Annotated in this window: 19 protein-coding genes and 1 tRNA gene; 3 read left to right on the forward strand and 17 right to left on the reverse strand. The window is 59.3% G+C overall.

Going from position 1 to position 23,200, the window contains the following annotated elements; translation table 11 throughout:
- Positions 1–2 precede the first annotated feature (2 nt).
- The 4 genes from L7A15_RS01675 to L7A15_RS01690 are packed head-to-tail and all read right to left on the reverse strand — an operon-like array spanning position 3 to position 5,151.
- The gene (locus L7A15_RS01675) at positions 3–428 is read right to left on the reverse strand and encodes a hypothetical protein (protein WP_237187981.1); all 426 of its coding nucleotides are present in this window, start codon (positions 426–428) and stop codon (positions 3–5) included.
- The gene (locus L7A15_RS01680; RefSeq protein ID WP_237200400.1) at positions 421–1,443 is read right to left on the reverse strand and encodes an MraY family glycosyltransferase; all 1,023 of its coding nucleotides are present in this window, start codon (positions 1,441–1,443) and stop codon (positions 421–423) included. The genes L7A15_RS01675 and L7A15_RS01680 overlap by 8 nt, the downstream gene beginning before the upstream one ends.
- The gene (locus L7A15_RS01685; protein WP_237200399.1) at positions 1,443–3,305 is read right to left on the reverse strand and encodes a polysaccharide biosynthesis protein; all 1,863 of its coding nucleotides are present in this window, start codon (positions 3,303–3,305) and stop codon (positions 1,443–1,445) included. The genes L7A15_RS01680 and L7A15_RS01685 overlap by 1 nt, the downstream gene beginning before the upstream one ends.
- Positions 3,298–5,151, reverse strand: a complete 1,854-nt coding sequence (locus L7A15_RS01690; RefSeq protein WP_237200398.1) for a glycosyltransferase — start codon at positions 5,149–5,151, stop codon at positions 3,298–3,300. The genes L7A15_RS01685 and L7A15_RS01690 overlap by 8 nt, the downstream gene beginning before the upstream one ends.
- Positions 5,152–5,412: 261 nt before the next feature.
- Here L7A15_RS01690 and L7A15_RS01695 point away from each other — a divergent pair, with 261 nt between their 5' ends.
- The gene (locus L7A15_RS01695; RefSeq protein WP_237200397.1) at positions 5,413–6,414 is read left to right on the forward strand and encodes an NAD-dependent epimerase/dehydratase family protein; all 1,002 of its coding nucleotides are present in this window, start codon (positions 5,413–5,415) and stop codon (positions 6,412–6,414) included.
- A 65-nt stretch (positions 6,415–6,479) separates the two neighbouring features.
- On the opposite strand, the gene L7A15_RS01700 is transcribed toward L7A15_RS01695, so the two are convergent.
- From L7A15_RS01700 to L7A15_RS01740, 9 genes are all read right to left on the reverse strand, one after another.
- Entirely contained in the window at positions 6,480–7,856 is a 1,377-nt protein-coding gene (locus L7A15_RS01700) for an L-threonylcarbamoyladenylate synthase (RefSeq protein WP_237212251.1), read from the reverse strand.
- Positions 7,857–7,876: 20 nt separating this feature from the next.
- The gene (prmC, locus tag L7A15_RS01705; protein WP_237212252.1) at positions 7,877–8,788 is read right to left on the reverse strand and encodes a peptide chain release factor N(5)-glutamine methyltransferase; all 912 of its coding nucleotides are present in this window, start codon (positions 8,786–8,788) and stop codon (positions 7,877–7,879) included.
- 2 nt (positions 8,789–8,790) lie between these two features.
- Positions 8,791–9,873, reverse strand: a complete 1,083-nt coding sequence (gene prfA / locus L7A15_RS01710) for a peptide chain release factor 1 (protein WP_237212253.1) — start codon at positions 9,871–9,873, stop codon at positions 8,791–8,793.
- Positions 9,874–9,981: 108 nt separating this feature from the next.
- Entirely contained in the window at positions 9,982–12,063 is a 2,082-nt protein-coding gene (gene rho / locus L7A15_RS01715) for a transcription termination factor Rho (protein ID WP_237187971.1), read from the reverse strand.
- 311 nt (positions 12,064–12,374) lie between these two features.
- Positions 12,375–13,394 carry a homoserine kinase gene (gene thrB, locus L7A15_RS01720; RefSeq protein WP_237212254.1) on the reverse strand — a complete coding sequence of 340 codons (1,020 nt, stop codon included), beginning with the start codon at positions 13,392–13,394 and terminating at the stop codon, positions 12,375–12,377.
- A 4-nt stretch (positions 13,395–13,398) separates the two neighbouring features.
- Positions 13,399–14,700 (reverse strand): homoserine dehydrogenase, encoded by a 1,302-nt coding sequence (locus tag L7A15_RS01725; RefSeq protein ID WP_423816681.1) that lies wholly within the window; start codon positions 14,698–14,700, stop codon positions 13,399–13,401.
- A gap of 218 nt (positions 14,701–14,918) precedes the next feature.
- A complete protein-coding gene (gene lysA, locus L7A15_RS01730; RefSeq protein ID WP_237212255.1) occupies positions 14,919–16,403 on the reverse strand; it encodes a diaminopimelate decarboxylase in 1,485 nt (494 codons plus the stop codon).
- A complete protein-coding gene (argS, locus tag L7A15_RS01735; protein ID WP_237212256.1) occupies positions 16,404–18,065 on the reverse strand; it encodes an arginine--tRNA ligase in 1,662 nt (553 codons plus the stop codon).
- Positions 18,066–18,075: 10 nt separating this feature from the next.
- On the reverse strand, positions 18,076–18,981 hold the full coding sequence (locus L7A15_RS01740; RefSeq protein ID WP_237212257.1) for an alpha/beta hydrolase: 906 nt from the start codon (positions 18,979–18,981) through the stop codon (positions 18,076–18,078).
- 296 nt (positions 18,982–19,277) lie between these two features.
- Between L7A15_RS01740 and L7A15_RS01745 the strand changes: the two genes are divergently transcribed.
- Positions 19,278–19,350, forward strand: a tRNA-Arg gene (locus L7A15_RS01745).
- Between the two features lie 323 nt (positions 19,351–19,673).
- On the opposite strand, the gene L7A15_RS01750 is transcribed toward L7A15_RS01745, so the two are convergent.
- From L7A15_RS01750 to L7A15_RS01760, 3 genes are read right to left on the reverse strand one after another with little or no spacing between them, the layout of a single operon-like run.
- Complete coding sequence (locus L7A15_RS01750) at positions 19,674–20,045, reverse strand: VOC family protein (RefSeq protein WP_237187998.1); 372 nt, start codon at positions 20,043–20,045, stop codon at positions 19,674–19,676.
- Positions 19,979–20,626: a GNAT family N-acetyltransferase gene (locus tag L7A15_RS01755; RefSeq protein ID WP_237212258.1), complete on the reverse strand. Its 648-nt coding sequence runs from the start codon at positions 20,624–20,626 to the stop codon at positions 19,979–19,981. Before L7A15_RS01755 ends, L7A15_RS01750 begins: the two co-directional genes overlap by 67 nt.
- A 4-nt stretch (positions 20,627–20,630) precedes the next feature.
- On the reverse strand, positions 20,631–21,026 hold the full coding sequence (locus L7A15_RS01760; protein WP_237212259.1) for a hypothetical protein: 396 nt from the start codon (positions 21,024–21,026) through the stop codon (positions 20,631–20,633).
- 116 nt (positions 21,027–21,142) lie between these two features.
- On the opposite strand from L7A15_RS01760, the gene deoD reads away from it, so the two are divergent.
- Positions 21,143–21,865 (forward strand): purine-nucleoside phosphorylase, encoded by a 723-nt coding sequence (gene deoD / locus L7A15_RS01765; protein WP_237207969.1) that lies wholly within the window; start codon positions 21,143–21,145, stop codon positions 21,863–21,865.
- 68 nt (positions 21,866–21,933) lie between these two features.
- Here the strand turns inward: deoD and L7A15_RS01770 are convergent, their stop codons facing one another.
- A complete protein-coding gene (locus L7A15_RS01770; RefSeq protein ID WP_237207970.1) occupies positions 21,934–23,145 on the reverse strand; it encodes an ATP-binding protein in 1,212 nt (403 codons plus the stop codon).
- Positions 23,146–23,200 lie beyond the last annotated feature (55 nt).

A 23,200-nucleotide genomic window follows, 5' to 3' on the forward strand; every position in this document is an offset into this window, starting at 1 on the left:
TCTTATCCTACCGAATCGAAGTACAGGATCCTCTGTTTTGCAATAATTTTTACTTCCATGGCCAGTTGAATAAGCAGTCCAGAAACTGCCCCAGCCAGGAACCAACCATTGCGGAAACTATCCGGTATCGGTAGATACACCAGGAGGAGGGTGAGAACCAACATCTTGAAAGGGTAAGCAACCATCAGGGAGATAGCCGCGGCTTTCAGCGATCTCTTTTCAGCCAGAATCACCAGCGCGATTGCGACTAAAAAACTCAGATAAATCAGCACAAGGCCCAGCAGGTATCCTCCGCCAGCATGTGTACCGTTTACCGCTCCACCAACTATCGTACCGACTAGGCCAACAATAGCCAAAGCCCGTGAGACTGATATTGCAATTCGGCGCCAGGGCATCTCCCCAATCGCAAGGGGCTCAGCCTTACCCACGGCGTCCTGCCTTGGCCAAAAGATTCGGCAAATTGAGGTAGAGAACAAGGATAGCTATCACTGCAAGGGCCGCCCAGATTGCATTTTGAGTTTCGAAGGGCAGCGAAATCATAGAGATGGCAGTGACCAGGGCAGTCGTCAGCGTCACAATTCCAGCACTGGCTAAATGGCTGAAACCGTGGTCTGTGAGGCGCTGATAGACGTGGGTACGGTGGGGTTTATACCATTGCTCCCCCTTGATCATGCGGCGCAGCAAGGTTGTTCCGGTATCAGCCAGATAGACCAGGAGGGGCCCAACGATGTACTCCAAGTAGACCCCGGAGAGGAAGGCACCCACAGCCATACAGGCAACCGCTCCACCCAGGAAATAAGAGCCGGCGTCGCCCAGGAAGACATTCTTACCGGTACGCACGTTCCAGGGAAGGAAAGCCAGGTAGGCGCCAGCAACTGCCGCTCCCCCTGCAATCAACCAGGGCATCCCATTAATCCAGCCTGAGATGGCGTAAGCCGTACCCGTCGTCAAGCCGTGCAAACCAGATATTCCGTTGACGCCGTCCATAAAATTCACGACGTTGATATAGGCAGCAATGGCAAATACACCGAGGGGGATCCAGAAATAACTGGTACCCAGCATGATGGTCATGCCAACCGTGACAACCGTCCCAATCAGCAGCTGGACCCCGAAACGGACCTTGATGGACACCCCGCTATAGTCTTCAAACCAGCCCAACAGACCGGAGGACAGCATACCCAGCAAAACCAGCAAGGCGATAGACCGGTCGGTGTAGATTTGCCCATCTGCCAGCGTCACAATGTAGGCCAGGGCAGCTGCCAGAGCCGTTGCCAGGCCCATCCCCCGAAAAACAGGGGTTGTATGGGAGGACCGTTCGGTAGGAATATCCACCAAATTCCAGCGGTGCAGCAGGGGCTTCACAGCAAAAGGCAGCAGTAGCCCCAAGATAAGAGCTACTGAACCTGGGATAAGTACCAGGGCCCACGCAGTATGTGTCGTCATCAGGATTCCTGCCCCTTTCGCTCCACCCGATCATACCCACGATGTTGACGGTAGTTTTCTAACCAAGTGCCGTAATCCAAATCTGCTGGATCCAGGGCAGTAGACGATGACCGAAGAATGAATTCGTTTTCTTCGCTACGGACGGATACTTCATCCAGCCCGAAGAGAACTTCATCTCTCTTTTCACCCGGACGAAGGCCAATCACGCGAATCTCGACGTCAAAACGTTCGTAAAGACGACGCATGTGTTCGGCCACCTGCATAATTTTGACGGGTTCGCCCATATCAAGTACCAGCACTTCCCCACTCTTTCCGATGGCTCCTGCCAGCATGACGAGGAGACATGCGTCAGGGATCAGCATAAAGTAGCGGGTTGCATTGATGTCGGTGACTGTCAGCGGCCCCCCGTCTAGAATCTGCTTGGTAAACAGGGGCTTGATGGACCCGCGAGAACCAAAAACATTACCAAAGCGAACAGATACATAGGGCCTGCCAGTCTGCTGGCCATACCAGCTCGTCAGCATCTCAGCACTTCGCTTGGATTGCCCCAGGGCAGTTGTAGGGTCTGCTGCCTTATCTGTTGAGATATTTACAAAAACTTCAACGTCTACTAGAGCTGAAGCTTTAAGGACGTTTGCGGTGCCCAGGGTATTGGTTTTATAGGCTTCCTTGGGGTGGGCTTCAAGAGCTGACACGTGTTTCAGTGCTGCAGCATGGAATACAACCTGAGGTTTACGTTCAGTAAATACGGCTTCCAGGGCCTCGGCATCACGGACATCAGCTAAGACAACACTCGGGTGATCCAGGCTCGATAAGCCACTCAGACTGTAGCGGGTATCCATGAGTAGCGACTCATCCCGATCCAGCATCATAAGTTCAGCTGGCTCGTACTTTGCAATCTGACGGCAGAGTTCAGAACCAATTGAGCCACCAGCTCCCGTGACTAGAACCCTTTTACCCTTTATTTGCTTCTGAATGAGCTGATGGTCGATGTTGTAGTTAATAGCCCCCCGAATCTCTTCAAGGAGTTCACGCTCATTCCCTTCCTTGGTACGCTGACGCTTTTCACCAAAGTCAGGTACTGCAGAGCTAATCCGAACCGTCTCAACACCCAGCTCTTTCATGCTCTGGGCTAGTTTGACCAGCCGTCGTTCAGAAATTTCCTCGCCAATAGCAATCAGAACTTTTGTAGCCTTGTGCTGTTTCACCAGAGCTGGAAGGTCGAGGCTAGTACCTTCAACCTTAACCCCACTGATCCGGGCATTTTTGACGGAACGATCATCATCAACAATCGCAACAGGGTAAAGCTTAGCTTGAGGATCAGCCATGAGGGTTGAGACCAGGTTCCGTCCCACAAAGCCGGCCCCGTAGACAATAACTTTCTCTGACTTCTCCCCCGTGGGACGATTCGTCTGTTCCTCATAGATGCGCTTGATATAGCGAAAACCCATCATCATGAGCACTGCAATAGGGAAGGCGATGAGCACAACTGACCGGGGAACACCAAAGGAGCGAGAAAACAGCAGCAATAACAGCTGCATGATAAAGACGTTAACAATGACCAGGGGGTAGAGGCGGCGGCTTTCTTCAAAAGCCCCGTAACTATGGCGTCCCCGATAGAGGCCAGCTATAAGGCCACCCCCAATTTGGAGGGCTATCATGGTGAGGGTAGTTGCTCCCAGACCGCTCAAGTCAATCAGGCTACGGTCCATGCCATAGCGCAGGAAAAAGGCTGCAGGAAAGGCTGCTAACCAGGCACCGGAGTCCAAGGCCATCTGCACATACTTCCACCAGGACTTACGTTCTGGGGTCGTCGAGAGGACGGGTATCGAGCTAGTCATAGGTGAGGTTTCCTTAGACATTGCCGTCCTTTCGTGCTGAGTGGTTCTGAATGTAGCGCCCGTAGAGCCTACGGAAAGCCTTCGTGCGGACCTTCACCGGTGTAAACCGGTACACACCGCGGACCAGTAGGTTCAGTCCAAGCTGGGCTGGGGTAAGCACCTCCCCTGTATAGAGGCGGGTCTGGACCTGAACGTCCTTGCACAAGGCTTTAAGGCCACCCCTACGGTTGTAGGCTGAGGACACCCGATAAGCGACCAGGGTCTCCGGAAGGTTCCCCAAGACAAAACCAGCCTTGACCATACGGGCCCACAGCCAATAGTCTTCAGCGCCAGGAACTTCCACATAGCTCCCCACGGCCTGTACTGCCTGCTTGCGGAAGACCACGGTGGGATGATGCATCGGGTTTCGGCGCACAATGTCCTGACGGATTTTTTCGTTAGAAAGGGGAGACTCCCGAATGGCTTCCGGGACGTCAGGACTGGTAGAAAACTCAATCATTGCGCCGCCCAAAACGTCAAACTCGCCAGAAGCCAGACGAGGAATCTGCAGCTCAAAGCGGTTGGGCAAAGAAATATCATCAGCATCGGCCCGGGCAACCAGATCATAGGAACAGGATGCTAGACCCTCCGTCAAGGCAGCCGCTAACCCATAATTTTCATCGAGCCTGACCGTAATAACCGGTTGCACAGCTTCTGCCCTAAAGCGGTCAATAACATCAAGCAGGGGTTGAGGCAGGGGGCCGTCCTGCACCAAAATCACTTCATTGGGAGGCAGGGTCTGCTCAACCGTATTAGAGCGCAGGGCAGCCTCCAAGAAGTCTGGAGAATCTTTGTGGTAGACACTCATCAAGAGGCTAAAAGCCCGATCCGAAGAGTAACTCGCTCGAAGGTTCTGCGCACGCCGGTTAAACTCCAACTCATAGACGCCCTTGAGAACCTCATCATTGGAGCGATAGCCGCCTACTGCGTCCTTAACCCCCTTGAGGAAATAACCCAGGTAGGTTTTCTTCTCATCAGTCCGTATGAGGGTACTAACCCACAACCGGGCTGTTGAACCGCCATAGAGGAGTTTCTCTACAGGGCTCAGGGTGCGCCGACTACAAAAAACCCAGAGCTTATTACGCACATCGTTATAGAATCGGGGCCCCGGCTTAGCGTCCGTCGTCCCAAAGGTCTTGGTGTGGTGAAGGGCAACAGAAGCCCCGGTTGCAATGCCCTGGCTATGCTGGATCAACCGGGTGGTGTACTCGAAATCATCATTCCAAATGAAGAAATCAGCCACAGGAAGATCCGTAGCCCGCATCGCAGCGGCGTCCATCAGAATGGACACAAAAGAAGCAGAACGGATAGGACGGGCCCCCACAGCTTCCGCACGCTGCGTCCGGGCAGCCCCTGCCGCAAACATGGTACGCATGGTGTTCATCGGGTGGTCCCGGCCATCTGACCACACAACCTTTGAAGCCACAACCGCCGGGCGCTGAGACCTCACCGGAGAATAACCGGCCCAGGCAGAATACGCCTCAGCCAAAGTGTTTTCAGTCGGTTCGGTGTCGTCATCCATGACCCACACCAAATCAGCCCCATGTCGCACCAGGGCACGGTCAATACCAACGGTAAAGCCACCGGCCCCACCCATATTGTGAGCGAGGTGAACGATATCGATGGGTAGGGGGTAATCAAGCTCCCGGAGGTAGGCGTCAGTGCCATCCGTCGAGGCGTTATCTACAATAACCACCGCATCAGGGGTCACCCGACCCCCCGCAATCCCGGCCAGGGTCTGCTCCAAAAGCTCACGCCGATTAAAGGTCACCACAACGGCGACGATACGCTCAGCTGGCGTCAGCTTGGTGGTCTGGTCAGAAACCATCTGTTTACAAGGTCCTTTCATGGACAGATAGGCACCGCTACCTGCCCTGACCCAAGTTTTTGGGCAGAAATACGTTAACTCTATTGATTTTACCTAATAGACCTGTGAAAACCCTCCCAGAGCACAGGGGCCACCGCTATCAGCAACACAGTTACCACCGCATTCATGCTCATTCGTAGAGCATCCCCCCATTTTCCATCCGAATATGCCACTCTTGAACTACCACCTATTCCAGGCACATCACATACTTAGGGAGCGAAAATGGCTCAGGCTACATGGAAAGTAATCGGTGCAAGCGGCTTTGTGGGTTCCTCCATCGTTGCCCGACTCGCATCTGACGGGATTCCCCTCGACGCGGTGGAAGCCCCCCGGCTACTGACCCGCACCGAAGACCCTGAACAGCTCATCAACGAGGCCAAAAGCCTCGACGGCATCATTGATTCACTGGCAGATTCCTTCGCAGGCTGTGACGTCGTCATTAACGCATCAGGCCTTGCCGCTCCTGACCAGTTCGACCTAGCTCCCCTGCTCGGCGCCAACGCCCTCCTGCCCGCCGTCATTGCCATTGCGGCCCAGAGAACCGGGGTACGTCGGATCCTGCACCTCAGCTCAGCTGCCGTCCTAGGGCCGGTCCCCGTCCTGACCGATACTCGGCATACCGAGCCATTTTCAGCCTACTCCTACTCAAAGTCCCTGGGAGAAGAAGTTCTGCTCAAGATTAGGGACTACCTCGAAGAAACGGATCTCGACCAGGCAGTTGAAATCTGCGTCATCCGGGCAACAAGCGTTCAAGGACGTGGCCGCCGCACTACAGAAGCCTTCGCCAAGATTGCTTCCTCCCCCATAGCCTCAGTTGCCGGACGCGGTGACCGCCCCTCCCCCGTATCCTCCAACTTTGCCCTTGCCCAGTTTGTCTCCCAGGTAGCGTCCTTCAAGGGGAAGCTACCGCCTATCGTCCTGCAACCCTGGGAAGGGGCCACCACGAGTTCCGTCCTCAAGGACGCCGGCCGCCGCTTCCCCCTGCACCTGCCAACCTCCCTCTGCAGGTTCATGATTGATGCCGGCATGACCGTATCACAGGCCCTGGGCGGCAGGTTTGCTGGCCCCATCAGGAGGGTTGAGGTCATGTGGTTTGGTCAGGGCATCGATGATACCTGGGCACGCGAGAACGGTCTGATTCCTGAACCCCGCGTCTCAGAAGTCCTCAGGACAGCCCACACTGCCCTTGGCCTACAACGCGACAAGAAGTTCACGGAGTCCTAAGGGGTATCGCCCCTACACGGCAAAAGCCGGTGGCTACCAGATCAGGTAACCACCGGCTTTTTGCTTTACTTCCTGCGGGACGACTTCTTGCGTCGCCGGGGAGGCTTCACAGGGTCAGCAGCAGGAACGTTCTCAGGCTCCTCGCTGACCACAGATTGCTGTACTTCTTCGAATTCCTCGGGGTATTCAATAGCATCATCATCATCAGAAGTTGGGTCGCTCACCTGTTCTTCTACCGGGCTACTTCCTTCAAAGGGCTCAGCAAAGGCGACCTCAAAATCGTCATCAATAGAAAACTCCTCGTCGGCCCCGCCCCGGCCGTAGTCTGCCGAAACGGCGTCACCGGTAGGTTCCGATTCAGCTACTTCGGTGGCCCCAACACGCGGGGCAGTCCCAAAGACCAGGGCTGCAGCTGCTGCCACGGGAAGATGCTGCTTACCCTTGAGATCAGACGAAGCAGACTGAGAACCAAGTGGGCGTTCCTGGTCAATCCCATCAGCACTAGCTGCCTGAACAAGGCCAGCGGCAAAGTCCACGGAAACAACCTGCCTGCTGTCGCCCTGACGGTTCGCTGACACGCCTACCTCAGCAGACTCAGAAGACCCCGAATCTAACGCACTCTGGCTGTGAGCCTCCGGCTCCTTACTCACGGTCTCATCCTGGTTTGGGTCCTGATCCTGATGATGAGTGGGAAGATCCATAGCAGAAGTGGCCAAGGTGGCAGCCAGGGCCTCACGCTGGGCGTTCTCCTGGGCTTCATATTCAGCCCGGGTCATCACGCTGGGGACAACCGCCCGCAGGTTCGCAACAGGGATAGCACCCTCACGAACAACGATCAAACGATCAGACGTACAATCCACAATCGTTGAGGGCAGGGCGTCCTGGGATTCAAAATCAGCCGGACGGTTCAAGGGCCGGGGGCCAGCGTCCACAATAACCTCAACATCATTGCCCAGCTGGGCGGCAGCCTCTTCAGCGGTGGTAGCAGCGGGTCGGCCAGTCTTATTAGCCGACGACACAGCCAGCGGGCCCAAGCTCATCAGAAGCTCAATCGCCACCTTATCGTCAGGAACCCGCAGGGCCACCGTGCCCTGGGTATCCCCCAAATCCCAGTTCAAGGAAGGCTGGGCATAGAAAATCAGGGTCAAAGCACCAGGCCAGAAAGCATCAGCCAGGGCCCGGGCGTCCTCAGAGACACCGTCCGCCAGACCAGCGAGAACTGATGCATCATAAATCAGCACCGGAGGCGGCATTTGGCGGGTCCGGCCCTTAGCAGCCAGCAGCGCCTCAACACCCTTCACTGAGAAGGCGTCAGCGGCAATACCGTAGACGGTATCGGTTGGAATCACAATAGTCTTACCGTCGCCCACAGCCTCAATAGCAGGAACAACGGCGTCAGAAACTGAAGCCACATCGGTGGTCTGAACAATGGTTGCTTTCACGTTCCCTATTCTTTCACAGGTTACTGATGAGTCTGGGGTTTAGAGGAGCTGGTGAACCTCACACGGCCAGCGAGGTCATGCAGGGTTTCAATCTGTTCAAAGCCAAGCCCCTCCAGACACGAGGCCATGGCCGGCCCCTGGCTTTCGTCGTGCTCCATAATCAGGTAACCGCCAGGAGCCAGGAGCTGGTAGGCCCGCTGGGCGATAGCCGCAGGAAGCTCCATGCCGTCCTCTCCCCCACCATAGAGGGCTAGCTCGGGGTCGTGGTCCCTGACCTCCGGGTCTGGTGGCAGGTTGGCAGGCGGAATGTAGGGCGGGTTCGAGGCCACCAGATCGACGGTGCCCTCCAGCCCGGCAAGAGCCGTCCGGGCGTCACCCATCACCAGGGTAACCCCGAGAGGGGCAAGGTTACGCTCTGCCCACGGGGCCGCCTCTTCAGAGAGCTCAACGGCAAGGACGCGGGCCCCCGGGCTTTCTGAGGCCAGGGCAGCAGCGATAGCCCCGGATCCGGTACACAGGTCTACCAGGAGCTGCTCAGCCTGCAGTCTACCGGCCCGAGCCCGGCTGGCCAGGGCCCCAAGGGCGTGCTCTACCAGTAGCTCAGTCTCGGGGCGGGGTACAAAAACCCCCGGGCCCACAGCCAGGGTCAGCCCCCGGAAATGGGCCTGGCCGGTCAGGTGCTGGAGGGGCACCCGCCTACCCCGTTCGGTCACCAGGTGGGCAAAGCCGTCCGGCACCGCCCGCCCCATCAGGGCCAGGGCCTGAACCCGCCCGCGTGAGACAGGCTCCTGGCCCTCCTGCTCCAATAGGAAGGCAGCCAGAAGCTCAGCGTCAGCAGCTGGTGAGGGTACACCGGCCCCGGCCAGGTAGGCCGAAGCCCGGCGAAGGGCTGAATCCAGCTCCTCACCGGGCAGGGTTGAAAAATCAGCCACGCCTACTTGTCGTCCTGGCCTAGCTTTTCAAGGCGGGCGGCCTCGTCCATCTCAATCGCAGACTGGATGACAGCCTCCAGGTCGCCGTTGAGGACGGCGTCCAGGTTGTAGGCCTTGTACCCGGTACGGTGGTCGGCAATTCGGTTTTCAGGGAAGTTGTAAGTGCGGATACGCTCTGAACGGTCCATGGTACGCACCTGGGAGTGGCGCTTCTCAGCGTTCTCAGCGTCAATCTGCTCCTGCTGCCAGGCCAGCAGGCGGGCACGGAGCACGCGCATCGCAGCTTCACGGTTCTGAATCTGAGACTTCTCGTTCTGCATAGCAACCACAATGCCGGTGGGCAGGTGGGTAATACGCACAGCGGAGTCGGTGGTGTTCACCGACTGACCACCGGGGCCAGAAGAACGGTAGACGTCAATCTTCAGGTCGTTCTGGTTGATCTCGATTTCCTCGGGCTCATCAACCTCGGGGAAGACCAGCACACCGGCAGCTGAGGTGTGGATACGGCCCTGGGACTCGGTTGCGGGAACACGCTGGACACGGTGGACGCCGCCCTCGTACTTGAGGTGGGCCCAGACGCCCTCAGCGGGATCGTTTGAGGTGCCCTTGATGGCCACCTGGGCGTCCTTGTAACCGCCCACGTCGGTGGTCTGGGAGGAAATCATTTCGGTCTTCCAGCCCTTGGATTCGGCGTAGCGGGTGTACATACGCAAAAGGTCAGCGGCAAAGAGGGAGGCCTCGTCGCCACCTTCGCCACCCTTGACTTCGAGAATGACGTTGCGGCCGTCGTCCGGGTCACGGGGAATCAGCAGGCGGCGCAGCTTCTCTTCAGCCTCGGGCAGCTGGGCTTCGAGTTCCTTGACCTCGGCTGCGAAGTCAGGGTCTTCAGCAGCCATCTCTGAGGCCGCTTCGATGTCGCCCTTGAGGGTATTGACCCGGTTGTAAGCCTCAACAATACCGTTGAGCTCGGAGTAGCGGCGGCCCAGCTTACGGGCCTTCCCCTGGTCGGCGTGGACGGCCGGGTCAGCCAGCTGCTTTTGCAGGTCAGCATGCTCGTCGAGCAATACCTGAATTGATTCAAACACTGATGTGCCTCTTCTGGGTGTGGGCCCAAACGGGCCGTCTAAACTTCTATCGTCTTAAGCGGTGAGGCACCGCCAACCCGGTAGTGGGCTGGCGGTGCGTCAGGGGCCTTATTCGCCGTGGCCGAGGCCGCTCTTAGCAACGGTGAGCAGGAACTCGACGTTGGACTGGGTTTCGCGGAGTTTGGAGAGCAGAACAGACAGGGACTGTTCCTGGTCCATACCGGCGAGTACGCGGCGCAGACGCCACATGATCTTGACCTCGTCGGGTGAAAGCAGGGCTTCTTCACGACGGGTGGAGGAGGCGTTGAGGTCGATGGCGGGGAAGATACGCTTGTCGGCCAGCTGGCGGGAAAGGCGCAGTTCCATGTTGCCGGTGCCCTTGAACTCTTCGAAGATGACTTCGTCCATCTTGGAGCCAGTCTCCACCAGGGCGGTCGCCAGGATGGTCAAGGAGCCGCCTTCTTCAATGTTGCGGGCAGCACCGAAGAACTTCTTGGGCGGGTAGAGGGCTGCTGCATCCACGCCACCGGAAAGGATACGCCCTGAAGCGGGGGCAGCCAGGTTGTAGGCGCGGCCCAGGCGGGTCATGGAGTCCAGCAGGACGACGACGTCGCGGCCCTGCTCCACCAGACGCTTGGCACGCTCAATGGCAAGTTCAGCCACGGTGGTGTGGTCGTCGGCCGGGCGGTCAAAGGTAGAGGCGATAACCTCACCGTTGACGGTGCGCTGCATGTCGGTGACTTCTTCGGGGCGCTCGTCCACCAGAACCATCATGAGGTGAACCTCGGGGTTGTTGGTGGTAATCGCGTTAGCGATGGACTGGAGCATGAGGGTCTTACCGGCCTTGGGAGGTGCCACAATGAGGCCGCGCTGGCCCTTGCCAATGGGGGCGATCAGGTCGATAACGCGGGGGCCGAACTTCTTGGGGTCGGTTTCCAGGCGCAGGCGCTCCTTGGGGTAGAGCGGGGTGAGCTTGGCGAAGTCGCGGCGGTTCTTGGACTCTTCAGGGGTCAAGCCGTTGATGGTGGTGAGCTGCACCAGAGCGTTGAACTTCTGGCGGTTCTGCTCGCCCTCGCGGGGGGCGCGGATGGTGCCGACGACGGCATCGCCCTTACGGAGCCCGTATCGCTTGACCTGGGCCAGGGAGACGTAGACGTCGTTGGTGCCGGGAAGGTAGCCAGAAGTGCGGACAAAGGCGTAGTTGTCGAGGACGTCGAGAACACCGGCAACGGGAATCAGCACGTCATCTTCGCCAATTTCCGGCTCAAAATCATCACGGCGGTTGTTGCGACGTTCGCGGCGCTCAGCCTGGCGGTCGCGGCGGTTCTTCCGGGTGGACCGGCGGTCTTCGTCAGGGCCGTTGTTCTGACGGTCGTTCTTCTCGAATCGATCCTGCTTTTCGGCCCGGTCGTTTTTCTCGAAGCGATCCTTCTTTTCAAAGCGGTCGTTCTTGTCGCGGTCCCGGCGGTTCTTACGGTCAAAGCGGTCGCTCTTCTCACCGGTTTCAGCGGTTTCGGCCTGGGCCTCGGGGGCCTCCTGCCCCTCACCCTGCTCGCCCTTGCGGCGGCGGTCAGTACGGGTACGGGTACGGGTGCGCTTACCGGCCTCGTCGCCGTCCTTCTGCTCAAGACGGGCAGACTTCTCAAACTCTACGGCGTCCAGGGCCGCCTCTACGGCCTCAAGCCCTACCGGCTGCTCAGTCTTGGCTTCGGCGACGGAAGCACTGGTGGCCCGACGGCTGCCACGACGCTTGGTAGCGGGCTTCTCAGCCTCTTCCTCAGCCTTCTCTGGGGCTTCGGCCTGGGCCTCAGCGGCCTTGTCAGCTGCGGTCTTGCGGGTGCGAGTGCGCTTGGGCTTCTCAGCTTCAGCGGCGGGGGCCTCAGCAGCAGAAGCTTCAGGAGCCTGCTCAGCTTCAGCGGCCTTCTCGGCAGCGGTCTTGCGAGTGCGGGTGCGCTTGGGCTTCTCAGCCTCAGCGGCAGGAGCCTGACGATCTGCAACTGCGGAGCCACGCTGGTGGGCGGTAATGGCCTCCACCAGGTCAGATTTACGCATGCGACGGGCACCAGTGATACCCAGCTGGGAGGCCAGGGACTGGAGCTGGGCAAGCTTAAGGGTGCTCAGGCTGGGGGACTTCTGATCTGCCGCTGCTGCGGCCTCCGTACCTGCGGTCAGGTCGGTCTTTTCTGCCACGAAGATTCCTTCTCTCGAAATGTCGTTGATTTCGCGGTTAGTTACTGGCACAGCAGATGTGCCATGCCCAGAGCGGGCGATGATAAATGTGAGGGGGTTAGTCGTTACGGCCGCCCGGGGGTGGGCATAACAGGTGACCCGGTGCCGGTGCCCAGGAACCTCAAAGGGTTTGCTGGTACACCCGGCGAAGAACGCCTCTACCATCACGGCGGGCGTACAGAACGGTTGAACATACTGAGGCTTCTACAGACCTGCTGAACCGTGGGATGAGGCTAAGTCAAGCAAGCCCGGGCACAAGGCCGAGAGCTAGACTAGGCGGTTTCCTCATAGGTAAGCATAACACCTTTAGTGTCAATGTCGATATCCAGCACCCGCCAGCTAACCGGCCGACCCTCGTGCTGATTAGGCTCGCTCTCGGTGGCGAAGGCCTCAATGGCCTCACGAATCTTGACGCGTTCGTCCGCCCCGTTGGCCAGGGCCATGACGGTGGGCCCGGCTCCCGAAATGACGGCAGCAAAGCCCTTGCCCCGCAAGTACTTGACCAGGGCGGCACTGGGCTTCATGGCCACAGCCCGGTAGGACTGGTGCAGCAGGTCGCTGGTTGCCGGTAGCAGGTAGTCCGGGTAGGATGCCAGGGCCTGGGTCAGCAGGGCAGCCCGGCCGGAGTTGGCGGCGGCCTCCCGGTGGGGAACAGTCTCAGGAATCAGGCCGCGGGCTACCTTGGTGGGTACCTCGTAGTCGGGCACGGCAATCACCGGCAGCACGCTCTTATGGGCCGGTACGGGCAGGGAGTGCCAACCAGAATCGTCCCCGTAGGAAATCACAACATGCCCGTAGAGGGAGGGGGCCACGTTATCGGGGTGCCCCTCCATACCCGAGCAAATCTGGAGGACGGCCTCAGCATCAAGCTGCAGGTCAGCAGGAAGCAGGCCGTTTGCTGCCGTCACCCCAGCCACAATGGCTGAGGCTGAAGAACCCATACCCCGGGAGTGGGGAATCCGGTTATGGGCCTGGATATGCAGGGAGGGAACCTCAAACAGGCCAACGGCCTTCCAGGCCGTCAGCATAGCTTTGACCACCAGGTGGCTGGCGTCCTGAGGGACCTCCTCGGCCCCCTCACCTGACAGGTCGAAGGTCAGCTGCCCCTCCCCCGGCGTCCTGGTCACCACCAAATCATCGTAGTAGGCCAGGGCTAGACCCAAGGAGTCATAACCGGGGCCAAGATTTGCCGATGAGGCCGGGACCTGCACGGTCACACGGGCCCCTACAGGAATCACGTCGGGGGAAACGAAAGACTCATCAGAGCCATCAATCATGGGCAGGGCAACCATACTTCTAACCTTCTACACGGACCACAGAGGTAATGTCACGGACAGTATCCAGGGCGTCCACCACGGCCATGGTCTTGCGCAGGTTCGCGTCGGTGGCGCGGTGGGTGACGATACGAATGGAGGCGCTGGTGCCGTCGCCGGTGCCCTTCGCCTGGCGCATGGTTTCAATAGAAACACCGTGCTCAGCAAAGATACGGGCAATGTTTGCCAGAACACCCAGCTTATCTTCCACCACGATACCCACAGAGTATCGGGAGACAACGTCGTTCATGGGGGTTGCCACCAGGTTAGCGTGGGAGGACTCGGGGATACCCGGGCCACCGAGCACCAGGCGGCGGGAGAGAGAAACGAAGTCACCCAGCACCGCTGAGGCGGTGGGGGCGCCACCTGCACCGGGGCCGTAGAACATGAGCTCACCGGCGTTTTCAGCCTGCACGAAGACGGCGTTGTAGGCCCCGTGGACGGACGCCAGCGGGTGGGTGCGGGGCACCAAGGTGGGATTCACGCGGATGTTGACGCCCTCCCCGTCCTTTTCGCAGACAGCCAGCAGCTTAATAACGTAACCGTCGGCAGCCGCTGCAGCCACGTCGTCGGCGGTGATGGAGGTAATGCCCTCGCAGTGAACGTCGTCGATGGTGAAGTCAGAGTGGAAGGCCAGGGAGGCAACGATCGCGGCCTTGGAGGCGGCATCGTGGCCCTCAACGTCGGCGGTGGGGTCAGCCTCAGCGTAGCCCAGGCGCTGGGCCTCAGCCAGGGCGTCGGAGAACTGGGCGCCGGTGGTGTCCATCTGATCCAAGATGTAGTTGGTGGTGCCGTTCATGATACCCAGCACGCGGGTGATCTGGTCACCAGCCAGGGAATCACGCAGGGGGCGCAGAATGGGGATAGCACCTGCAACAGCAGCCTCATAGGAAAGCTGGGCCCCGCTCTTAGCAGCCGCAGCAGCCAGCTCAACCCCGTGCTTGGCCAGCAGGGCCTTGTTCCCTGACACCACGGACTTACCGGCGGTCAGGGCCCGCAGGATACGGGTACGGGCAGGTTCAATACCGCCAGTGAGCTCAATGACGACGTCGGCGGCATCAATGAGGGAATCAGCGTCGGTGGTGTAGAGCTCGGGGGCGGCATCGTAATGACGCTTGGCAGAGGTATCACGCACGGCAATACCGATCAGTTCGACGTCGGTGCCGATACGGTCGCGCAGGGCTGCAGCGTCCTCGGTGAGCATACGGGCTACCTGCGAACCGACGTTACCGGCGCCCAGTAGCGCTACTTTGATGGGGGAAGTGCTCATGGCCTCTCCTGACATTGTGGTGTTGAGGGGGTCAGTCCACCACCCTACGGGGTGGACCGTCGCTGGCCCTGCGTTCGTGCTTACATTCTTTCAGTATTACGGTGTTACTGCACCTTGCGTCCACATTACGGCCCCCTGTAGGCAGGGCCGAAGCCGGACGTGGTGGGTGAGGGTGGCTGGGGCGGGGCAGGGCCTCAGTAGTTGGCCCCGCCCCGGAGGTGGGGTATCTACCCCTAGACCAGGCCCAGGTCGCGGGCCAGCATGTCCTCTTCAGTTTCGCGGCGGATAATTGCACGCGGTTCCTTACCCTGAGCCGTCGCGATGACCGGCGGGCGGGTCAGGTAGTTGTAGTTGGAGGCCATGACGTGGTTGTAGGCGCCGGTGGCCGGAACAGCCAGGATATCGCCCGCTGCCAGGTCAGCCGGTAGGTAACAGTAACGAATCACGATATCGCCAGATTCGCAGTGCTTACCCACCACGCGGGTCAGGACCTGCTCCCCGTCCGGGGCCCGGTTTGCCAGGGTCACGGCGTAGTCGGACTCGTAGAGCACCGGGCGGGGGTTATCGCTCATGCCGCCGTCGACCGAGACGTAGCGACGCACGCGGGCATCCCCGTGCTCGTCCTCAATCGCCACGTCCTTGATGGTACCCACCGTGTAGAGGGTGATACCCGAAGGGCCCGAGATGGAACGGCCCGGTTCAAAGGAGAGATGGGGAATGGCCATACCCACATTGGCGCAGGTCTTAGAAACCATGTCAGCCAGTTCGGTGGCGATATCGGCTGAACCGCGCGGGTCGTCCTGCTCGGTGTAGCCGATACCGTAGCCGCCACCCAGGTCAATTTCGGGCAGCACCACGCCAAATCGCTCGTTGAGCTGCTGCATGTAGGTCAGCACCTTCTCAGCGGCCTTGCCGAAGCCCTCGGCCTCAAAGATCTGGGAGCCGATGTGGCAGTGCAAACCGCGCAGGTCGATATACTCGCTGGCCAGGGCCAAGGCAGCAGCCACGGTGGCGTAGGCGTCATCAGCGGTGACTCCCAGTTCAGCCAGCTCTTCAGATGACAGGCCAGCCAGAGCCGCAGTACCGGCAGCCAGGGACTGGCCGAACTTCTGGTCCTCGTGGGCGGTAGCAATGTAGTCGTGGGTCGAGGCGTGGACGCCCGGGGTCACGCGGAGCATGACCGGGGCGGTGACGCCCAACTCGGCTGCTACCTCCGCAATCAGCTGCACCTCGGGGACCGAGTCGGCCACCAGGCGTCCTACCCCGTAGCGCAAGGCGCGGGCAATCTCGCCCGCCGACTTGTTGTTACCGTGCAGGGCAATCTTGGCCCCGGGCACCCCGGCCCGCATGGCGATAGCCAGCTCCCCGCCGCTGGCGGTGTCCAGGCACAGGCCTTCTTCCTCAGCCCACTTGGCTACAGCGGTTGCCAGGAAGGACTTACCGGCATAGTAGACCGATACCTCAGCCCCGTGCTTCTCAAAAGCTGTCTCAAAGGCTGACCGGAACTCAGCGGCCCGGGCCCGGAAGGTGGTCTCCGAAAAGACGTACTCGGGGGTACCGAAATCGGCGACCAGGCGGCTGACGGGGGTGCCGTCCACCTCAAGTTCGCCGCTCGCAGAGCGGGTGAAGGAGGGCATCCAGATGACCGGGTCGAGGTCGGCCGGGGCGGACGGGTAGCTCAGCCAGTCGGGCTTAAACAGTGCGGCCTCTGCGCCCATTTACATCTTCTCCGGTGCGCTTACACCTAGCAGGCCCAGGCCGTTGGCCAATACCTGGCGGGTAGCGTTGTTCAGCAGCAGGCGGGTGCGGTGCAGGTCGGTGACCTCTTCATCGCCCTTGGGGGCAACGTGGGAGACACCGTACCAGCGGTGGTAGGCACCGGCCAGGGTTTCCAGGTAGCGGGCCACGCGGTGGGGCTCGCGGAAATCAGCGGCCTCCTTGACGGCACCCGCGAACTGGCCCAGGGCAGCCAGCAGGGCTGAATCTGCCTCTGAGTTCAGCAGGGAGGTATCGACGGAGTCAGTGGTGACGCCGGCTGCCTCAGCATTGCGGGCAATAGCGCAGGTGCGGGCGTGGGCGTACTGCACGTAGAAGACCGGGTTCTCGTTGGACTGTTTGGTCAGCAGATCCAGGTCGATATCGATGTTGGAGTCAACCGAGTAGCGGGTCAGGGAGTAACGGGCTGCATCCACACCCACGATTTCAACCAGGTCTTCCAGGGTCACGACGGTACCGGCACGCTTAGACATACGCACGGGCTTGCCGTCCTTGACCAGGTTAACCATCTGGCCAATCATGACCTCAACCATGTTGGGGTCATCGCCCAGGGCAGCGGCAGCGGCCTTGAGGCGGGCTACATAGCCGTGGTGGTCAGCACCCAGCATGTAGATTGCCAGGTCAGCGGGGTTCTCTTCGCGCTTGGTCTTGTCCTGGAAGTAGGCGATGTCACCGGCGATGTAGGCGGCATTGCCGTCGGACTTGATAACCACGCGGTCCTTGTCGTCGCCGAAGTCGGTGGACTTGAGCCACCAGGCGCCGTCCTTAAAGTAAAGGTTCTCGGACTCCTTGAGCTTCTCCAGCAGCTCGTCGACCTTGCCGTTTTCAAAGAGGGAGTTCTCGTGGAAGTAGACGTCAAAATCGACGTGGAAGTCGTGCAGGGAGGCCTTGATGTCCTCGAACATGAACTCAACACCGGTGGCGCGGAAAACCTCCTGGGGATCTTCGGCGTCGAGGGCGTCGGGTCGAACCTCAAGCACCCGGTTGGCGATATCGGTGATGTACTCGCCACCGTAGCCGTCCTCGGGGGCCTCCTCGCCCTTGGCGCGGGCCAGCAGGGAGCGGGCGAAGCGGTCAATCTGGTTGCCGTGGTCGTTGAAGTAGTACTCGCGCACGACCTTGGCGCCCTGGGAGATGAAGATACGGGCCAGGGAGTCGCCGACGGCTGCCCAGCGGGTGCCGCCCAGGTGGATGGGGCCGGTGGGGTTAGCGGAAACGAACTCCAGGTTGATGGTCTGGCCGGCCAGGGTGTCGTTGGTGCCAAAGGCTGAGCCCTGCTCGACGATGGTCTTGGCCAGTTCACCTGCTGCGGCGGCGTCCAGGGTGATGTTCAGGAAGCCGGGGCCAGCGATATCGACGCTTGCCACACCGGCAATGTCGGTGATTCGGGCAGCTAGGATCTGGGCTACCTCGCGGGGGTTGAGCCCAACCTTTTTGGAAATCTGCAGGGCGATGTTGGTGGCCCAGTCGCCGTGGTCGCGGTTCTTGGGGCGTTCTACGCGCACAGCGGGGGCGGTTTCGCCGTCGGTCAGGGTTAGGTCACCGGCTTCAAACGCTGCGGTCAGCGCGCCGTCAATTGCACTTGAGAGTTCTTCGGGAGTCATAGGTTCAAGTCTACAGGGTGAGCTGTTCACCTACCCAGTGAATGATATGTTCCCAGGCGCTTTCGCTGGCGTAGATGGCTGGGTCGGAGTGTTCTGCTCCCCCGATGAGGGTGAGTTCGGTGGGTATTCCGGCGGCTGAGAGGGCGCGGTGGGCTTCGATGGATTGGTTGGGTGGGACGCAGGTGTCTGCGGTTCCGTGGATGTAGTAGACCGGGGCGTGGGTTCGGTCGCCGGTTCTCTGGGCTGTGCGGGCGTAGTCGATGGGGTGGGCTTTGGCCCAGTTGATTTCTGCCGGGGTGCCTGCTGGGGCGGGGTAGGTGGAGCCGAGGAGCCGCCATTCGGCGCCGTCGTCCTCGGGGTGGTTGTAGGGGAAGCCCCAGGTGACGCGGTCGTCGAAGATGGTGCGTAGGTCGCTGACCCCGTAGATGGAGACGGCGCAGCGGACGGACGAGTCGGGCTCACCTGCGATGGTGCGGGTTGCGAGCGCACTGGCGGAGAGGCCTTCGAGGTAGGGTTCGTTGAGGTGGCCGGTGGCGGCGGCTAGTTGGACGAGGTGCCCGCCTGCTGATCCGCCTGCGAGGGTGATTCGGTTGGGGTCGATTCCGAGGTCTTTGGCCTTGGTTTTGAAGTGGCGGATGGCTGTTTTGAGGTCGTTGATTTGGGCGGGGAAGGGGGCTTCGTGGCTGAGTCGGTAGTTGATGGAGGCGGTGGCGTAGCCTGCCTGGGTGAAGCGGTGGCGGATGTGGTGGAGGCCGTTGTCGGCGTGGGCGAAGGTGGTTTTGTCGCCGAATCGCCAGGCTCCGCCGTGGACGTAGATGAGGAGGGGCGCTGGCTGGTTGGGTGCCTGGGGTGGGTAGAAGTCGTAGGTTTGGGAGGGGTGGGTGGTACCAGCGTAGTTGCCGGTGATTGTGGTCATTGGTTCAGCCCTTCGGTGCGCCTTTTTGTTCCTACTGTAGCTGGTTTGTGTTGTGGGGCGGTTTTTCTGGTAGAGTAATCAGGTCTGAGTTTCACTGTGTACAGTGAGTATTCGGAGTTGCCCTCGTAGCTCAGATGAGTGAGGATTTCCGCGAAGCGAATCAGAAATCCGAGCGAATCAGCCGAGCTTGCGAGATGGAGCGCATTTTTCCGAGCGAGCGAGGAAATAAAAAATGCGCGTAATCAGCCGAGCTTGCGAGGCTGCTAAACATGATTAACTAGGTTGATCATCATATTGCCCTCGTAGCTCAGTGGATAGAGCACCAGTTTCCGGAGCTGGGTGTCGAAGGTTCGAATCCTTTCGAGGGCACAAAAAGAGAAGGTATGCCAAAATGCGCGAAGCGCTGGCATACCTTCTCTTTTTGTGCCCGGCGTGAAGAAAGGCCCCAGTGGGGCCTTTTAGCCGGCTACAACAAGCACAGCCAAAATGCGCGAAGCGCTGGCATACCTTCTCTTTTTGTGCCCGGCGTGAAGAAAGGCCCCAGTGGGGCCTTTTAGCCGGCTACAACAGGGGATGCCAGAATGCGCGAAGCGCTGGCATACCTTCTCTTTTTGTGCCTGACATCCGCCTTCTTCCCCGTATGTATTCTGTTTTACCCGCAACTAGGTGCGGGGTTTCAGACTAAGTGCGGGTTAGTTTGGGGCGACGAGTTCTACTTCAAACCCCTGCTTGTTTTCGAGGTAGAGGGCGTAGTGGTCGGGGCCGCCTGCGTTCGGGTATCGGTCTGCGAAGAGTTCACTCCAGCCGTGGCTGGTAGCCTCGTTACGGAGCTTATCGAGCAAGGTCGTGGACGGCACGGTGAAGGCCAGGTGGTTGAGACCGGCGTGGGTGCGGTTATGGGAGCCGGTGGTATCGGGGGATTCTTCGAGGACGAGGTAGGAGCCATCTTGGGCCTGCCAGGAGATTCCGCCGGGCCACTCCTGATAGGGCGTCCACCCTAGTTGCTGGGTGAGCCAGGCCCAGGACGGTAGGGCTGTTGCCAGGGATTCGGTCCAGAGTTCAATGTGGTGGAAGCCGGGGCGCGTCCGTCCTTGCGGAGTCTAGCGGCTATCACCGCGTCGTAGGTCTGCCCGGCGTAGAGGAATTTCTCCCGTTCAATTCCTTCAACCTGGAACCCGGCTGCGGCGGCGACGGCTCCGCTTGCGGGGTTGTTGGTGCGGTAGCCGAGTTCGAGGCGGCGGAGTCGGGGTGAGGGTAGGGACGCCAGGAGGCCGGTATCGAGGGCAGGTACGGTAAGTGCGGGGCTGGGTTCATCCAGGGCCCAGGCGCAGATGGCGGTGAGGGCTGTTTTGGTGTAACCCTGCCCGCGGTAGGGGTCGGATATCCAGTAGTAGACCCAGGCCCTATCCCAGGCTCCGGTATCGGTGCGGGCGATGAAGTTTAGGCCAATGAGCCCTGCGGGCCGCCCCTCGTCACTGAGGCAGAATATAGCCCGGTTTTCAGCCGGTAGATAGTTAGTTTCGATGAGGTTGCGGGCGTCCTCTTCGCTGGTGAGGGCTGGCATTTGCCGTTCGAGATCTGAGGATGTGCGATAGATCGAGTATAGGTCGAGGGCGTCGGTGAGTGCCCAGTAGCGTAGCTCCATGTGCCTAGTTTAGGTCAGGTGCGGGCCGGCGGAAGGCAACCCAGACTGCTGTTATCGCCCCTATGGCCAGGGCGAACCAGAGGGAGAAGACGGTATCGAAGATAAAGTCCTGCGGGTCGATTCGGGGCAGACCGATTCCAAGACCGAACACTGCGCCCAACAGGAAGGCACCTATGGGGCGAGCTGTAAACTGCCGACGGTAGATCAGGTGGAGGTCGGGGCCGGGGAAGCGCAGGGCAGCTAGGCTGATGAAAGTCAGGGCGACTGCCCCAATCGTCATACCAATGAGATAGGGCGTCAGTTCTTGCTCTGGGAGCGCGAAGGCCCGTAGCAGGCCGATGACGCCGCTGATTGAGGCGCCAAAAGACCCGACAAGAGTCAGATAGAGTGCTTTCTTCATTGACTACTCCTTTCGGCATTCCCTCCCACCCTACCAAACTACTAAGTAGGGTTGCTTATATGAAGCCGGGTAGACTAGGGGCGAAAATATCCTTTCGCACCTGAAAAGAGAATGCCATGGCTGAAGCCGTCAACACCCCGCACATCGCCCCCAACGGCACCGAAATTGCCGAAACCATCCTGCTGCCCGGTGACCCTCTGCGCGCAAAGTTCATTGCCGATACCTACCTTGAGAACGTCGTGCAGTTCAACACCGTACGCAACATGTTCGGCTTCACCGGCGACTACAAGGGCCAGCGCATCTCGGTCATGGGCACCGGCATGGGCATCCCTTCGGCCAGCCTCTACGCCCACGAACTCATTCACACCTTTGGCGTCAAGAATCTGATCCGTATCGGCACCTGCGGTGGCATGGCTGAGGGCCTTGACCTTTTCGACCTGGTCGTGGCCTCAGCAGCGTCGACCGATTCTAACTTCATGCACCACTACAAGCTCCCAGGCACCTTTGCCCCCACCGCGTCCTGGCCCCTGCTGTCGGCGGTGGCCAAGGAGGCCGAGGCCCAGGGCAAGACCCTCAACGTAGGCAATGTGCTGTCTTCTGACGTTTTCTACCGCTCTGACTTCTCCGACGCCTCTAAGTGGGCTGAGATGGGTGTGCTGGCTGTTGAGATGGAAACCGCAGGTATCTACGCTGTGGCTGCCGCCGCCGGTGTGCAGGCCCTCTCTGTTTTCACTGTCTCGGACCACCTCTTCAAGGGGGTTGAGACCACCGCCGAGCAGCGCCAGACCGCTTTCACCGACATGATGGAACTCGTCCTCCCCGTCGCCGCCAGCCTCTAACTTTTCTACCAGGACGCCTGCGCCCCGCTCCCCTGCCCCAGGGCAGGAGGGCGGGGCGTCCTCGTCCTCTACTCTTCGTTCTCAAGCAAAAAGTCCACCAGGTTCTTATGGACAATACCGTTCCGGCTGAAATCAACGGAATCTAGGGTCAGCACAAACTTTGGGTGGTTATCTGGCACCGCCTCAAGAGCACCAAATTCCCGCTCCCGGGTTTTCTCCTCAGCCATCACGTAGGAAACCTGGTAATACTCAACCGCACCAAACCGCTCCGCCACAAAATCAATTTCAAGATCACCAACGCGCCCGACGGTCACCGTATACCCTCGTGACACCAGCTCCCGGTACACAATGTTTTCTAACACCAGCTCAATATCAGTGGTGTTTGAAAAACCCAGAGCTTCCCGCAAGCCATGGTCGGCCACATAGTACTTCTCTTGCACTTTCAGGATTTCTTTACCGCGGACGTCCTGGCGCGGAACCCGGGCCAGCAAGAAAGCGTCAACACAGAAACCCAGATAGTTCACCACGGTATCTACGCTGACCGAACGGTGCTCACTTTTCAGATACTTCACAAGCGAGTTTGCCGAAAAAGGGCGCCCAATATTAGCGATTGCATACCTCAGAATCCGGTTGAAAATATCAACGTCGCGAATCTGGTGGTGTTCAATAACATCCCTGAGCACGGCGGTGTCGTACACGCTACTCAGATATCTCAAGGACTCGTCACGGTCAAAATTGAAGTATTTGAGCATGGGGAACCCACCGAAAGACAGGTAGAGGTTGAAGAGCTCCTGCTGGCTCTTACCACTCTCCCCGTGAAGCTGAGCATACTCTGCGAAGCTAAAGGGCTGAATATTAAAAGCTACGTAACGCCCAGCCAGGTGCGTCGCCAGATCACCAGACAGCATTTGAGAGTTTGAGCCAGTGATATAGATATCGCAGTTATAGTCCACCCGAAGCGCATTGACGGCCTTCTCCCAGTTCTGCACCTGCTGGATTTCATCGAAGAAAAAATAGATTCGCTGGGTGGAATCAGGCGCCTGACGCACCACATAGTCAAGCAGCTGGTCTGCTGTGCCTATGCTCTGGCCCAGGATTGATTCGAAGTTTATGGTGAGCACTGTAGCACCAGGATGAAGCTGGCGTATATGGTCAGCCAGCAGATTCATAATGGTAGTTTTGCCGCAGCGACGCACCCCGGTCAGCACCTTAATTACTGGAACATCAACCTGCTTCTTGAGCGGCAGAGTGTAGCGCGGTCGGTCTAAGGTCTTTTCCACAGGTTCCTCCGTCTATAGTCGATAAAGCACACCTTTTTATCAAGTTTATCGACTA

This window comes from Rothia nasimurium (assembly GCF_928391935.1).
GTDB classification, from domain to species: Bacteria; Actinomycetota; Actinomycetes; order Actinomycetales; family Micrococcaceae; genus Rothia; species Rothia nasimurium_D.

Coding starts and splice junctions, on each gene's coding strand:
- L7A15_RS01740 (WP_237212257.1), bottom strand. CDS start 18,981: ATGACCACAATCACCGGCAACTACGCTGGTACCACCCACCCCTCCCAA.
- L7A15_RS01690 (WP_237200398.1), bottom strand. CDS start 5,151: ATGGTTTCTGACCAGACCACCAAGCTGACGCCAGCTGAGCGTATCGTC.
- L7A15_RS01725 (WP_423816681.1), bottom strand. CDS start 14,700: ATGTCAGGAGAGGCCATGAGCACTTCCCCCATCAAAGTAGCGCTACTG.
- L7A15_RS01760 (WP_237212259.1), bottom strand. CDS start 21,026: ATGAAGAAAGCACTCTATCTGACTCTTGTCGGGTCTTTTGGCGCCTCA.
- argS (WP_237212256.1), bottom strand. CDS start 18,065: ATGACTCCCGAAGAACTCTCAAGTGCAATTGACGGCGCGCTGACCGCA.
- L7A15_RS01680 (WP_237200400.1), bottom strand. CDS start 1,443: ATGACGACACATACTGCGTGGGCCCTGGTACTTATCCCAGGTTCAGTA.
- L7A15_RS01685 (WP_237200399.1), bottom strand. CDS start 3,305: ATGTCTAAGGAAACCTCACCTATGACTAGCTCGATACCCGTCCTCTCG.
- deoD (WP_237207969.1), top strand. CDS start 21,143: ATGGCTGAAGCCGTCAACACCCCGCACATCGCCCCCAACGGCACCGAA.
- lysA (WP_237212255.1), bottom strand. CDS start 16,403: ATGGGCGCAGAGGCCGCACTGTTTAAGCCCGACTGGCTGAGCTACCCG.
- L7A15_RS01695 (WP_237200397.1), top strand. CDS start 5,413: ATGGCTCAGGCTACATGGAAAGTAATCGGTGCAAGCGGCTTTGTGGGT.
- L7A15_RS01755 (WP_237212258.1), bottom strand. CDS start 20,626: ATGGAGCTACGCTACTGGGCACTCACCGACGCCCTCGACCTATACTCG.
- thrB (WP_237212254.1), bottom strand. CDS start 13,394: ATGGTTGCCCTGCCCATGATTGATGGCTCTGATGAGTCTTTCGTTTCC.